Annotated in this window: 8 protein-coding genes and 2 tRNA genes; 7 read left to right on the top strand and 3 right to left on the bottom strand. The window is 70.2% G+C overall.

The window, feature by feature from the left end; all coding sequences use genetic code 11:
- Positions 1-547: 547 nt before the first annotated feature.
- Positions 548-608 (top strand) — tRNA-Phe (locus IEJ02_RS35140).
- 229 nt (positions 609-837) lie between these two features.
- On the opposite strand, the gene IEJ02_RS35135 is transcribed toward IEJ02_RS35140, so the two are convergent.
- On the bottom strand, positions 838-2,007 hold the full coding sequence (locus IEJ02_RS35135; protein WP_191068550.1) for an alpha/beta hydrolase family protein: 1,170 nt from the start codon (positions 2,005-2,007) through the stop codon (positions 838-840).
- A 102-nt stretch (positions 2,008-2,109) separates the two neighbouring features.
- Here IEJ02_RS35135 and IEJ02_RS35130 point away from each other — a divergent pair, with 102 nt between their 5' ends.
- Positions 2,110-2,724: a TetR/AcrR family transcriptional regulator gene (locus tag IEJ02_RS35130; protein ID WP_191068549.1), complete on the top strand. Its 615-nt coding sequence runs from the start codon at positions 2,110-2,112 to the stop codon at positions 2,722-2,724.
- 332 nt (positions 2,725-3,056) lie between these two features.
- Here the strand turns inward: IEJ02_RS35130 and IEJ02_RS49240 are convergent, their stop codons facing one another.
- A complete protein-coding gene (locus tag IEJ02_RS49240; protein WP_223864995.1) occupies positions 3,057-3,617 on the bottom strand; it encodes a hypothetical protein in 561 nt (186 codons plus the stop codon).
- A gap of 286 nt (positions 3,618-3,903) precedes the next feature.
- On the opposite strand from IEJ02_RS49240, the gene IEJ02_RS35120 reads away from it, so the two are divergent.
- The 4 genes from IEJ02_RS35120 (at position 3,904) to IEJ02_RS35105 (ending at position 7,524) form a co-directional block, all read left to right on the top strand.
- Complete coding sequence (locus IEJ02_RS35120) at positions 3,904-5,319, top strand: MFS transporter (protein ID WP_223864994.1); 1,416 nt, start codon at positions 3,904-3,906, stop codon at positions 5,317-5,319.
- Positions 5,320-5,490: 171 nt separating this feature from the next.
- Positions 5,491-6,249 carry an SDR family NAD(P)-dependent oxidoreductase gene (locus IEJ02_RS35115; RefSeq protein WP_191068548.1) on the top strand — a complete coding sequence of 253 codons (759 nt, stop codon included), beginning with the start codon at positions 5,491-5,493 and terminating at the stop codon, positions 6,247-6,249.
- A 54-nt stretch (positions 6,250-6,303) separates the two neighbouring features.
- Positions 6,304-7,395 carry a DUF1152 domain-containing protein gene (locus IEJ02_RS35110; RefSeq protein ID WP_191068547.1) on the top strand — a complete coding sequence of 364 codons (1,092 nt, stop codon included), beginning with the start codon at positions 6,304-6,306 and terminating at the stop codon, positions 7,393-7,395.
- Between the two features lie 57 nt (positions 7,396-7,452).
- Positions 7,453-7,524 (top strand) — tRNA-OTHER (locus IEJ02_RS35105).
- Between the two features lie 829 nt (positions 7,525-8,353).
- Here the strand turns inward: IEJ02_RS35105 and IEJ02_RS35100 are convergent.
- On the bottom strand, positions 8,354-9,421 hold the full coding sequence (locus IEJ02_RS35100; protein WP_191068546.1) for an ABC-2 transporter permease: 1,068 nt from the start codon (positions 9,419-9,421) through the stop codon (positions 8,354-8,356).
- A gap of 109 nt (positions 9,422-9,530) precedes the next feature.
- Here IEJ02_RS35100 and hrpA point away from each other — a divergent pair, with 109 nt between their 5' ends.
- Positions 9,531-13,457 carry an ATP-dependent RNA helicase HrpA gene (gene hrpA / locus IEJ02_RS35095; protein ID WP_191068545.1) on the top strand — a complete coding sequence of 1,309 codons (3,927 nt, stop codon included), beginning with the start codon at positions 9,531-9,533 and terminating at the stop codon, positions 13,455-13,457.
- Positions 13,458-13,521 lie beyond the last annotated feature (64 nt).

Genomic DNA, 13,521 nt, shown 5'->3' with positions numbered 1-13,521 from the left:
ACTAGTTGTGCTCGCATGGCCAATGTGGGCCAAGGTTGTGGGTGCCTATGCAGATGCTGCGGGCTTCTTCACGTTGTTCCTCGCAGCCAGTGGTACAGCCACGAAGTACAGCAACGGCAGCAACTGGCAAGGACCGGTAGTCACCTTGTAGTGCCGAACCGAGCCTCTATGAGTGCTCGCGACCGATCCAGGTCGAGCTACGGATCAGAAGGCTCCTGACATCCACAGCTGACATCAACGACGCCGGACAGGGGCGTACACCATCGCTCTTGTCCGGCCACAGCGGCGGCAGGCCACACTGCCGTGGCGGCTTCGTGATCGAACTTGTAAGGCGGTGGTCAGCGAGTGCTGTACGGCAGCGAGGTGCAGCAACCAGCGAGACCGCGACCGACTGTCATCCGCTCCAGGGAACCAACCGACCAGCTCACCAAACCTCAACGACCGCAGGCGAAGAGGCCGCCTGACGCCAGCCGTGACGCCAACGGCCGCGTACGCCGACGCCAGCAGCGGACGTCAGCGGACCATCGGGCCAGGCGAAACGGGCCCCGGCGGCCACCGCACCCCGCCTGAAAAGCGGAAGGTCGCCGGTTCGACCCCGGCCCCAGCCACCGCAGCCCGCACCAGGGCAAAGCCCCCTCCCGGGTCCATCCGGAGGGGGCTTCTTCGTTGTCCGTGACGCCCCCGGCACACACCGAAGGAGCCCTTGGGGCAACCTCTGACTGGTCGACGTACGGCACCATCGGTTCATCACCGACGCCTGGGGCTGGGAACTGCCCGATAAGAGGTTCGGAAAATCGTCCCCGCGTCCTTGGCACGACCTGCGGGCCAGTCGCGAGGTCAGTCGGCCAGCAGGGTGTCGAGCCAGTCGAAGGTGCGCTGGTGGAACAGGAACATCGCGCCCTCGTGGCAGTGCTCGCCCGCGCCTTCGTCCTCGCGGAAGGAGATCAGCTCCTTCTGGCAGGTCAGCTCGTCGAACAGCTGCTGCGGCTGTCCCTTGAAGAACTGGTCGTTCTCGGCTTCGAGTACGAGTGTCGGGCAGGTGATGTGGTCGGCGATGCCCGCCATGGTGTACGCCTCGGTTGCCTTGACCAGCTCGTCGAAGTCGGGCACACCGAAGGTCCACCGGCCGTTGCGCACCACCCACCGCACCATGGTGTTCTGCGCCATCAGCGCCTCGATGCCGCCGGGCGTCGAAGCGGCGCGGCCGGCGGTCGCGGCGATGACCGCGTGGAAGTCGTAGACGCCGTCGTACAGCACGCATGCGGCGAGGCGGTGCTCGAAGGCGGCCGCCCTCGCGGCGAGGTAGCCGCCGAGGCTCATGCCGATCAGCACGAGCCGCCCAGTGTCCACCTCGGGCACGGTGAGCGCGAAGTCGACGACCGGAGCGACCACGGCCTCCCAGTCCGGCCGGAAGTGCAGGCCCTGGTCGCGGACGGTGCTGCCCTGGCCGGGGCCGTCGAACGCGATGACGTTGTAGCCGCGCCGCAGCGCGCCCGCGGCCAGCGCGAAGTAGTCCTCCTCGAGGGTGGAGTCGTACCCGCCGTGGAAGAGCACGGTCGGGCGCGGGGTGCCCGAATCGTCGACGAGGAAGAGGTAGCCAGGAAGCGTGGTGTCCTCGTACGGGATGCGCAGGGCGCGGGCCGGAGTGTCGAGCAGGGGGGCCGCGTCGGCGAACGTCTGCTGGGAGGCCTTGGCGAGCCGCGCCGACTCGGCGTCGGTGGCGGGGTTCTCGCGGCGGTAGAAGTCGGCGGTCCGGTAGTAGTTGGACGCGCGCAGCAGCGCCTCCCGGGCGCTGACGCGGTGACCGGCGGCCAGCGCGTCCCGGCCGATGCGCTCGATGCGCGCCGCCGTCGCGGCCCACTGGGCCGACCAGGCCTCCTCGTCCCCCTCTGGGATCTGCCGGCAGGTGACCAGGACCTCGCCGAGGTCGGCGCCCGCATAGGCGGCGTAGCCCGCGGCGCGCAGTGCCTCGAAGGAGAAGGACTCGTCGTCGTAGAGGAATTTCATCGTGGGGCTCCTTTCCGAGAATGGAACGGAACGGCACCGTTCCGCCATGCTCAAAGGTAGCACGCATGGAACGGAACCGTTCCGTTCGTTATGCTCGGGAGCATGACAGCACAGCAGAAGAAGGGCCGGCCGGCGACCGGCGGGGCGGCCCTGCGACAGCGGGTCACCGAGGCGATCACCGAGGCGGTCTTCGCCGAACTCGCCGAGGCCGGGTACGCGCGGATGTCGATGGAGTCGGTGGCCCGGCGTGCCGAAGTGGGCAAGGCCGCGCTCTACCGGCGCTGGCCCTCGAAGCAGGCGATGGTCACCGAATTGATCCGGAGCAAGGTCACCGACGCGCTCCCGCCCACGCCGGCCACGGGCGCCCTGCACACCGACCTGCGCGAGCTGTTCGCCACCTTCCGCGGCCAACTGGCCAATCCGCTACTGGCCCGGATCGCGGCCGGGCTGCTCGCCGAGGCCAGCCACAACGACGCTCTGGCGGAGGGGCTCCACACCGGAGTGACCGCACCGCGGCGGGCGGCGGCGCGCGCGATACTGCAGGGCGCGATCGACCGCGGCGAACTTCCCCCCGGGCTGGATCTGGACCTCGGCACCGACCTGCTGATCGCACCGCTCGCATTCCGCATACTGGTCACACGGGGCCGCAGCGACGATGAGTATCTGGAAACGCTGACCACCGCGATCGAGGCGGCGTTGCGCGCGGCCGCCCACTAACCTCGCCGGTTCGACCCCGACACTGACCCCGACCCTGACCCCCGCCACCGCAACCCTCACCAGGGCAGAGCCCCGTTGAGCGCGCCAGCGGGGGCATCGACAGCAAGGCGGGCAGCGCCTCGGGCGGGTCCTCGTCGGCGAGCCGCTGCACCAGCGACCACCTCCGGCGGGCGGGTCACCTTCGACATCACCTTCCTGGCGTCGGCCCGGTCAGCACCCCGGAGTGAGCCGGTCAGCGCCCCCACAGGGCACAGCCCCCTCCCGGTGCATCCGGAGGGGGCTTCTTCATCGCCTGCCACGCCCACGGGGGCGCTCTTGTCCCGCATCAACGATCAGACGGAGGCGCAGATGGCGAAGACGCTGATGCCCACGTTGTCGGCGGAGGTCTGGCGGCCCAGCCCGATCCAGCCCCTCTCGTCATCGGTGGGGAAGCTGCCGACGAGGATGGCGGTGTTGCCCCGGGCCTCGGCACCGCCGCCGATGACCTTCTTCCCCGGCGGGCAGTACACCGTGCGCCGCTGGAAGTTCGGGACGTTCTCATTGGGCAGGGTGACCACCTCGTAGCCGGGCACGCCCTCGTCGGCGCGGGGGGCTTCGTGGGAACCGGTCGCCTCGGAGTTGTGGGAGGCGGGCGTCACTGAGCTGTGGGAGGCTGTCGCCCCGGAGTTGTGGGAAGCGGGCGTCTCTGAGCTGGGGGAGGCTGTCGTCCCGGAGTTGTGGGAAGCGGGCGCCTCCGAGCTGGGGGACTCGGTCCCCTCGGAGTGTTGGGGCATGGTCGCCTCGGCGCTGTAGGAACCGGTCGTCTGGTCGTCGCCGTCCTGTGTCGCCGACGCGACGCCAGGCGTCAGCACCAGGGTCAATGCCGCGGCAGCGATGACGAGCCTTCCACCCATAGGTGTCTTCTCCTTCGTCACGGTCCCCGGGCGGGGCCGACACCGTGAAAGCGTGACCAGACGAAGCGGAGAGTAAGGCATGAAAGTATGCCTATCCCACGAACGTGGGACGTGTGAGAGGCGTACGGGTGCAGCCCTCCTGAGCGGCCGGAGGCCGTCAGTTCACGTCCTGTCCCGGTGAGCGGAACGCCGCCGTTCCCGCCATGAGAACCAGCTGCGAACAATCCCCCAACACACCCGAGCCGCAGGTCTTGATCCCATCCGAAGCGGCCATTGGAGAGCCGACATGGCAGACGTGAAGGGCACCCCGCGCGAAGTACGCAAGGCAGCGATCGCAAGTTTGTTCGGTAGCGCATTGGAGTGGTACGACTTCTTCCTCTACGGCACGGCCGCCGCGCTCGTCTTCAACTCCCTCTTCTTCCCGACCTTCGATCCGCTGGTGGGAACGATCGCCGCCTTCGGCACCAACGCGGTGGGGTTCCTCGCCCGGCCGCTGGGCGGCATCGTCTTCGGGCACTTCGGTGACCGGATCGGCCGTAAGTCGATGCTGGTGACCACTCTGGTGATCATGGGCGTCGCCACCTGCCTGATCGGCCTGCTGCCCACCTACGCCACCATCGGGGCCTGGGCGCCGGTGCTGCTGGTGGCGCTGCGGATCGTGCAGGGCATCGCCGTCGGCGGCGAGTGGGGCGGCGGGGTGCTGATCGTCAGCGAACACGCGCCGAGCCACCGCCGCGGCTTCTACTCGGCCTGGAGCCAGACCGGTGTGGGGCTCGGGTTCGTCCTCTCCGCCTCCGCCTACGCGCTCGCCCAGGCGGTGACCACCAAGGAGTCCTTCCTCGCCTGGGGATGGCGCGTTCCGTTCGTGGTCGGCATCCTGCTCACCGCCGTCGGGCTGCTGATCCGGCTCCGGATCATGGAGACGCCCGCGTTCCGGGAGAAGGAGTCGGAGCCGAAGAAGTCCACCCCGCCGCTCATCGACGTCATCCGCACCCACCCCAAGTCGATTCTGATCGCCTTCGGGGCCCGGGTCGCCGAAACCGGTGCGAGCTATCTCTTCCTCACCTTCAGCCTCTCCTACGCGGCCGAGGTCGGGGTGGGCAAGGGGGTGGTGCTGGCCGCGCTCGTGGTGGGGATGCTGTTCGAATCGTTCGCGATGCCGATGTTCGGGGCGCTCTCCGACCGCATAGGACGCCGCCCGGTGTACATCGGGGGCGCGGTCGCGGTGATCGTCTGGGCCTATCCGTTCTTCGCGATGTTCGACACGCGCGATCCGGTGCTGATCTTCGTGGCGATCTTCGTCGCGGTCGTGATCGGCCATGGGGCGATGATCGGCACCCAGCCGGCGTTCTTCACCGAACTCTTCGCCAGCCGGGTGGCCTACAGCGGGCTCGCCCTGGGGCATGAGCTCGCGTCGATGATCGTCGGCGGGTTCTCCCCCATCATCGCCACCGCGCTGCTCGCGTGGGCGGGGGCGTCCTGGCCGGTCGCGCTGTTCCTGATCGTCATGGGCGCGGTCACGGTCTTCGCCGTGGCGGCGGCTCCCGAGACCAACCCGGCCGTCCTCAAGAACCGCAAGGCTCCGGAGGGATCGGAGGCGCCGGAAGAGCCGGCGGAGCCGGAGGCGCCGGAAGAGCCGGAGGCGCCGGAAGAGCCGGAGGAACCGGAGGAGGAGGCCGAGGTGACGTTCCGGACCGTCTGACGGGCCCCCGGCCCCGTTCTCGTATCGCCGCCTGGGTGTGCCGCACCCAGGCGGCGCGCGTCCTGGTTGACCCCCGCTGACCTGCGCAGACTGGGTCGGGATTCGGATCGGGATGCAAGTCGAGACGCGGGTCGGATCCCGGTCGAGAGCGAGACGAGGAACGGAGCGCCCATGTCTGGACGTCTGCACGGCAAAGTCGCCCTGATCACCGGAGCGACGGGAGGGATCGGCGCGGCCACCGCCGAACTCTTCGCACAAGAGGGAGCACGGCTGCTCCTCGCCGATGTGGCCGCGGAGCCGCTGAAGGCTCTGGAGAAACGGCTCGAGGAGCGCGGCGGCACCGACGTGACCTCGGCCGTTCTCGACGTCGCCTCGGCGGAGGCGTGGGGCGATGTGATCGCCACCGTACGGGAGCGCTTCGGCCGCCTGGACGTGCTGGTCAACATCGCCGGGATCCTGGACTGGCCGGGCATCGAGGGCACCGATGAGGCGTCCTGGGACCGCGTCATCGAGGTGAACCAGAAGGGCACCTGGCTGGGGATGAAGGCGGCCATGCCGCTGCTGCGCGCGAGCGGCAGGGGGTCGGTGATCAACACATCCTCGGTGCTGGGGCTGGTGGGCAGCGGTGCGGCGGCCGCGTACCAGGCGTCGAAGGGCGCCGTCCGGCTGCTGTCGAAGACCGCGGCGGTCGAGTACGCCCGCGACAACGTCCGGGTCAACTCGGTGCACCCGGGGGTGATCGCCACTCCGATGATCCAGGACCTCCTGGACGAGCAGGGCGATCAGCAGCCGGACATCGTGCGGACGCCGATGGCCCGCGCGGGCAGGGCGGACGAGATCGCGCCGGCGATGCTCTTCCTCGCGAGCGACGAGTCGTCGTTCGTCACCGGCTCGGAGCTCGTGGTCGACGGCGGGCTCACCGCGCACTGACGGCCGCCGCGTCCCGTCCGACGGAATGGTCCGCTCCCGCCGTACGCTGGGCGGATGACGCGGCTGATCGTGGCGGGCGGAGGGGGCGGGGACGCCGTTGCCGCCGCGGTGCTCGACCGGGCTCTGTACGGGCCCGGGACGGCCGACGACCGGGCGGTGGTCCTGACGTACGCCTGGGACCGGCTGCTCGTCGACCCCGCCCCCGGGCCCCGGGCAGCGGCCGACTTCACCGGTCTGCGGGCGCTGACGCCGAGCGTGTACGCCGTGCCCGAGGACGCGAGGCCCGTGGCGCCCGCCGGGTCCACACTGCCCCGTCTGGCCGCCGAGCTGCCGCACACCTTCGCCCTGCTCGACCCCCACCACGGCGTGGAGGGCATGGTCCGGCAGCTGGAGGAGCTGATCGAGCACCTGGCCCCGGCGTCGATCGACCTGCTGGACGTGGGCGGCGACATCCTCGCGCACGGCGATGAGCCGACGCTGCGGAGCCCGCTCGGGGACGCGCTGTCGCTCGCCGCGTGCGCCCAGGTGAACGCGGAGATCCGGCTGCTGGTCGCCGGGCCCGGGCTGGACGGGGAGATTCCGGTGGAGCTGCTGCACGAACGGCTGGAGCGGGTGGTCCATACGCTGACCGCCGACGACGTCGCGCCCATCGGCCCCGTCATGGAGTGGCATCCGTCGGAGGCCACCGGCATGCTCACGGCGGCGGCGCGGGGGGTGCGCGGGCTGTGCGAGGTACGGGACGCGGGGCTCACCGTTCCCCTGACGGACGACGGGGCCGTGGTCCACGAGGCGGATCTCGACACCGCGTTCCGCCGGAACCGGCTGGCCGGGGCCATCGCCGACACCACCGGCCTCGCCGAGGCCGAGCGGCACTGCCGGGAGGTCTGCGGCTACTCGGAGATCGACTACGAGCGGGAGAAGGCCGCGCGGTTCGGGGCGGCGCCCGAGGGTCCGTTCCGGCCCAGGGCCGTACTCGCCGGGGTCGCCCGCTTCGCGGAGGAGGCCCGCGCCCGCGGGGTCAGCCACACCACCTTCCGCCGTCTCACCGAGGTCCTCGGGCTGAGCGGTGTCCAACGCGCGGATCTGCGGGCGCTGCTGATCGGGACTCAGCCCGAGCGGTACGACGCCCCGCTGTGGCGGCTGTGATCCCCCGGATGGGGTATAGTTGATCTCGCAACGCCGCCCCGGAGGGCGGGAGTTGATGCGTCGGTCGTCTAAGGAAAGATACTCGTCTCCAAACGAGGGATGTAGGTGCAAGGCCTGCTCGGCGCTCCATAGAAACGCGAAGAGGTCCCTCCCCTGGTCGCAGGGGAGGGACCTCTTCGCGTGCCCGCGTGCGGGGGTGTCCGGTGGGTCGTCTTTCCCCTCCCCGCCCCTTCCCGAAACTGGGGCTTCGCCCCAGACCCCGGGCCGGGGTTCTGCCCTGGACCCTGGGGTCCAGGGCAGAACCCCGCCACGCGGCGGAGCCACATATCGATGCTGGGAGAAGGGGCGAAGCGCCGGCCCGGGGCCTGAGGCAGAGCCCCCGGCCCGGGGCCTGGGACAAAGGCCCCGCTCCGGAGCCTGGGGCAGAGACCCGGCCCGCGGTCTAGGGCAGAACTCCCGCCCGGGACCCAGGACAGAACCCCCACCCCGGAGCCCGAGGCAAAGCCCCGCCCGGGGTCTAGGCAAAACCCCCGCCTGGGACCCAGGACAGAACCCCCACCCCCGAACCCGAGACAAACCCCCACCCAGAGCCCAGGGCAAAACCCCCACCCGGAGCCCAGGGCAAAACCCCCGCCCGGAGCCCAGGACAGAAACCCCACCCCCGAGCCCGAGGCAAAACCCCCACCCGGGCCCCAGGACAGAACCCCCACCCCCAAAGCCCGAGACAAACCCCCACCCAGAGCCCCGGGACCAAACCCCCACCCCGAGCCCAGGACAGAACCCCCCACCCCCGAACCCGAGGCAAAACCCCCACCCGGAGCCCAGGACAGACCCCCCACCCCCGAGCCCGAGGCAAACCCCCACCCCGGGGCCCGGGGCTTTGCCCCGGTTTCGGGGAGGGGCGGGGAGGGGAGGGGCCCGCCGCAGGCGGCACGGTCCGCCGGACACCCCCAAAACCTCAGCACCGCGTCGGCGTCGCCCTCGGCGGCCGTCCGCCCGGGTGGCGGTGGCGCCAGGTCCAGAAGACCACGGCGGACACCAGACACCACGCCACCAGCACCAAGAACGGAAAGGCGTGCTGGTGGGCGCGGAAGTAGATCGCGGTGTGCTGGGCGTTGACCGAGGCGCCCGGCGGGAGCCAGCGGCCGATCGCGCCGAGGAGGGAGGGGAGCAGGGGCCAGGAGACGGCGCCGCCGGATGAGGGGTTGCCGAGGAGCACCAACAGCCCCCAGGTGGGGATGAGTGCCCAGCGCCCGAAGAGGACGTTGAACATGGAGAACACCAGCCCCGAGGTGAACATCGTCAGCGCCAGGATCGCCCAGGACTCCGGGAAGGGGAGCCGGAGCGCGCCCAGCCCCTGGTCGACGATCACCGCGATCGTGAACCCGCCGAGCAGGGCGTACGCGATCATGAAGGTGATCCGCTCGGCCGGGTTGAGCGCGGCGGCGTTCACGCTGAGCTGGATGGCGCCGAGGAAGCCGATGATCGTGGCGGCCAGCGAGATGTAGAAGACCGCGAGGCCGCGCGGATCGCCGGGCTGCAGCGGTTTCACGTCCTTGACCGTGACCGGCACCCCGGACACCCGGCCGACCTTGCCCGCGGCCTGGCCGAGCACCTGGGCGACGGTCGCCCCGGCCGCGCTCGCCACATCCATCCGCACGCCGCGGCCGCGCACCTGGAGGACCGCGAAGACCCGCTGCTCCTCCAGGGACCAGCGGGCCTTGGCGTAGGTCGGGTAGGGATGCAGCCGGAGGGAGGCGTTCAGGGCCTGCTCCATCCCGGCGAGGAACCGGTTCAGCGGGGCGGCGCCGTGAGCGGGGACCACGACGGCGGTGGGGACGTTCCGGGGGGTGGGGTTCGCGAAGGCGTAGGTGTACGAGCCCGCGAAGAGCCCGGCCCCCGCAGAGATGATCAGCACGATGACGGTCGCGGGGAAGAAGGGGGACCGCTTGAAGGCCCTCCACCCCCATCGCGGTGATCGGCGTTCGGGCTCGGGGTCGGGGCGCTGCGCCAGCTCATCGGCCATGAGATCACGCTAAAGCGACGAGCCCATACATATCGCACATATCGCGCAACGCGGCGCGGACGGAAATGGTTCGCCAGCCGTTTTCCGGAGGTGAGATCCTGGGGTCCGTATGTCCACCATGCCTGCCCCCGCCCTGCCCGCCCTGCTGGAGCGGCTGCCCGAGCTGATGCTGCGCGACCAGCAGCGGCTGGGACGCCGGCTCGACGGTGTGCGCCGGATCCGTAAACCCGAGGCCCGTGCGGCCGTGCTCGGCGAGATCGCCGAGGAGATGACGCGTGCCGAGCTGCGGGTCGCGGACCGCCGCGCCGCGGTGCCGGCCATCACCTATCCGGAAGAGCTGCCGGTCAGCCAGAAGAAGGACGCGATCCTCGAGGCCGTCCGTGATCACCAGGTGGTGATCGTCGCGGGTGAGACCGGCTCCGGGAAGACCACCCAGATTCCCAAGATCTGTCTGGAGCTGGGACGCGGCGTCAAGGGCCTCATCGGCCATACGCAGCCGCGCCGGATCGCGGCCCGCACCGTGGCCGAGCGCATCGCCGAGGAGATGCGGTCGCCGCTCGGCGAGTCCGTCGGCTGGAAGGTCCGCTTCACCGACCAGGTGAGCCAGGACACCCACATCAAGCTGATGACCGACGGCATTCTGCTCGCCGAGATCCAGACCGACCGCGAGCTGCGCCAGTACGACACGATCATCATCGACGAGGCCCATGAGCGCAGCCTCAACATCGACTTCCTGCTCGGCTATCTGGCCCAGCTGCTGCCCCGCCGCCCCGACCTCAAGGTCGTGATCACCTCCGCCACCATCGACCCCGAGCGCTTCTCCCGCCATTTCGGCGACGCGCCGATCGTCGAGGTCAGCGGGCGTACGTATCCGGTCGAGGTGCGTTACCGCCCGCTGCTCGAGGAGGGCGGCGAGGACAGCGACCGGGACCAGATCACCGCGATCTGCGACGCGGTCGACGAGCTCCAGGCCGAGGGCCCGGGCGACATCCTGGTCTTCCTCTCCGGTGAGCGGGAGATCCGCGACACCGCCGACGCGCTGAACAAGAAGAAGCTCCCGCTCACCGAGGTGCTCCCGCTGTACGCGCGGCTGTCGCACGCCGAGCAGCACCGGGTCTTCCAGAGACACACCGGCCGCCGGATCGTGCTGGCGACGAACGTGGCCGAGACCTCGCTGACCGTCCCCGGCATCCGCTATGTGATCGACCCGGGCACCGCCCGGATCTCCCGCTACAGCCATCGCACCAAGGTCCAGCGGCTGCCCATCGAGCCGATCTCCCAGGCCAGCGCCAATCAGCGCAAGGGCCGCTGCGGCCGGACCAGCGACGGCATCTGCATCCGGCTGTACTCCGAGGACGACTTCGTCACCCGCCCGGAGTTCACCGACGCCGAGATCCTGCGGACCAACCTGGCCTCCGTCATCCTCCAGATGACCGCCGCCGGCCTCGGCGACATCGAGAAGTTCCCCTTCATCGACCCGCCGGACCGCCGCAACATCAAGGACGGCATCCAGCTCCTGGAGGAGCTGCACGCCCTGGACAGCAAGCAGAAGGACCCGCGCAAGCGGCTCACCCAGGTCGGCCGGAAGCTGGCCCAGCTGCCGGTGGACCCGCGGCTGGCCCGGATGGTGCTGGAGGCGGATCGCAACGGGTGCGTCCGCGAGGTCATGGTGATCGCGGCGGCGCTGTCCATCCAGGACCCGCGCGAGCGCCCCTCGGACAAGCAGCAGCAGGCGGATCAGAGCCACGCCCGCTTCAAGGACGAGTCCAGCGACTTCCTGGCCTTCCTCAATCTGTGGAAGTACGTCCGCGAGCGGCAGAAGGAGCTCTCCTCCTCCGCCTTCCGCCGGATGTGCCGCAATGAATACCTCAACTACCTGCGCATACGCGAATGGCAGGACATCTACAGCCAGCTGCGCACGGTCGCCAAGACCATGGACATCCACATGTCCGAGCAGGACGCGTCCCCCGACCGCGTCCACACCTCACTGCTGGCGGGGCTGCTCTCCCATGTGGGCCTGAAGGACGCCGACAAGAACGAGTACGTGGGCGCGCGCAGCGCCAAGTTCGCGGTCTTCCCCGGCTCGGCGCTGTTCAAGAAGCCGCCGCGCTGGGTGATGTCGGCGGAGCTGGTGGAGACGTCCCGGCTGTGGGCGCGGGTCAATGCCCGGATCGAGCCCGAGTGGATCGAACCGCTCGCCCAGCACCTGGTCAAGCGCACCTACAGCGAACCGCACTGGGAGCAGAAGCAGGCCGCGGTGATGGCCTATGAGCGGGTCACGCTCTACGGGGTGCCGATCGTCGCCCAGCGGAAGGTCAACTACGGCCGGATCGACCCCGAGACCAGCCGCGACCTGTTCATCCGCAACGCCCTGGTGGAGGGCGACTGGCGCACCCACCACCAGTTCTTCCACGACAACCGCAAGCTGCTGGGCGAGGTCGAGGAGCTGGAGCACCGGGCCCGGCGCCGCGACATCCTCGTGGACGACGAGACGCTTTTCGACTTCTACGACCAGCGGATCCCCGAGCATGTCGTCTCCGGAGCACACTTCGACTCCTGGTGGAAGCACAAGCGGCGCGAGGAGCCGGAGCTTCTCAACTTCGAGAAGTCGATGCTCATCAACGAGCGGGCGCGGGACGTCACCAAGGACGCCTACCCGGACTCCTGGCGCCAGGGGAAGCTCAAGTTCAAGGTGACCTATCAGTTCGAGCCGGGGGCGGACGCGGACGGTGTGACCGTCCACATTCCGCTCCAGGTGCTCAACCAGGTCACCGCGGACGGCTTCGACTGGCAGATCCCGGGGCTGCGCGAGGATCTGGTCACCGAGCTGATCCGCTCGCTGCCCAAACCGGTCCGTCGCCACTACGTCCCGGCGCCCAACTACGCCAAGCGCTTCCTGGAAAGCGCTGTCCCCCTCCAGGAGCCGCTGACGGCGGCGCTGGGGCGGGAGCTCCAGCGGATGGTGGGTGTACGGGTCGAGCCGGAGGACTGGGACCTGACGAAGGTCCCCGACCACCTGAAGATCACCTTCCGGGTGGTGGACGAGCGGCGCCGCAAGCTGGCCGAGGACAAGGACCTGGAGGCGCTGCGGCAGCGGCTGCGGCCCAAGACGCGGGCCGCGATCTCCAAGGCGTTCGAGTCCTCCAAGGAGGCCGTGGGGATCGAGCAGCGCGGCGGGCTGACCCGGTGGACGGTCGGCACGCTGCCGCGCACCTTCGAGACGCGCCGCGGCGGCCAGCCGGTCAAGGCGTATCCGGCGCTCGTCGACGAGGGCGCTTCGGTGGCCGTACGGCTCTTCGACACCGAGGCCGAGCAGCGGGAGGCGATGTGGCGGGGGACGCGCCGGCTGATCCTGCTCCAGTTGCCGTCCAACCCGGCCAAGTTCGTCCAGGACAAGCTCTCCAACCAGGCCAAGCTGGCGCTCTCCAGCAGCCCGCACGGCAGTGTGCGGGCGCTGTTCGACGACTGCGTGGCCGCGGCGGCCGACCGGCTGATCGCGGCCCGTGGCGGCCCGGCCTGGGACGAGGAATCGTTCCGCAAGCTCTTCGACGCCGTCCGCGGCGACATCATGGACGCCACGCTGGACACCGTGCGCAAGGTCCAGGAGGTGCTGGCGGCCTGGCAGTCGTGCGAGCGGCGGCTGAAGGCCACCGGCAGCCCGGTGCTGCTGCCGTCGCTGACGGACATCAGGGAGCAGCTCTCGGAGCTCATCACGCCGGGCTTCGTGACCGCCCACGGCGTGCGGCGGCTTCCGGACCTCATGCGCTATCTGGTGGCCGTGGACCGGCGGCTCCAGCAGCTTCCGGGCAACGCCGACCGGGACCGCGCCCGGATGGCGAAGGTGCGGGAGATGCGGGACGAGTACGCGTGGCTGCTGGAGCAGTTCCCGCCCGGGCGCCCGGTGCCCCAGGAGGCGCTGGAGATCCGCTGGATGATCGAGGAGCTGCGGGTCAGCTACTTCGCGCACGCCCTCGGCACGGCCTACCCGGTGTCCGACAAGCGCATCGTGAAGGCCATTGACGCGGTGGCGCCGTAGGGGTGTCCCGGGGGCTCCGGCGGCCCGCCGGAGCCCCGCCGGAGCCCTGCCGGGCGCGAGTTCG

The sequence above is a fragment of the Streptomyces sp. 5-10 genome (assembly GCF_014712245.1).
GTDB classification, from domain to species: domain Bacteria; phylum Actinomycetota; class Actinomycetes; order Streptomycetales; family Streptomycetaceae; genus Streptomyces; species Streptomyces violaceusniger.
The sequence above is the reverse complement of the archived record's forward strand: the minus strand, read 5'-3'. Positions and strand labels throughout refer to the sequence as shown.

Excerpts from the sequence above, each read along its gene's own strand:
- IEJ02_RS35100 (WP_191068546.1), bottom strand. The coding sequence starts at position 9,421 with ATGGCCGATGAGCTGGCGCAGCGCCCCGACCCCGAGCCCGAACGCCGA.
- IEJ02_RS35120 (WP_223864994.1), top strand. The coding sequence starts at position 3,904 with ATGGCAGACGTGAAGGGCACCCCGCGCGAAGTACGCAAGGCAGCGATC.
- IEJ02_RS35115 (WP_191068548.1), top strand. The coding sequence starts at position 5,491 with ATGTCTGGACGTCTGCACGGCAAAGTCGCCCTGATCACCGGAGCGACG.
- IEJ02_RS49240 (WP_223864995.1), bottom strand. The coding sequence starts at position 3,617 with ATGGGTGGAAGGCTCGTCATCGCTGCCGCGGCATTGACCCTGGTGCTG.
- IEJ02_RS35110 (WP_191068547.1), top strand. The coding sequence starts at position 6,304 with ATGACGCGGCTGATCGTGGCGGGCGGAGGGGGCGGGGACGCCGTTGCC.
- IEJ02_RS35130 (WP_191068549.1), top strand. The coding sequence starts at position 2,110 with ATGACAGCACAGCAGAAGAAGGGCCGGCCGGCGACCGGCGGGGCGGCC.
- hrpA (WP_191068545.1), top strand. The coding sequence starts at position 9,531 with ATGTCCACCATGCCTGCCCCCGCCCTGCCCGCCCTGCTGGAGCGGCTG.
- IEJ02_RS35135 (WP_191068550.1), bottom strand. The coding sequence starts at position 2,007 with ATGAAATTCCTCTACGACGACGAGTCCTTCTCCTTCGAGGCACTGCGC.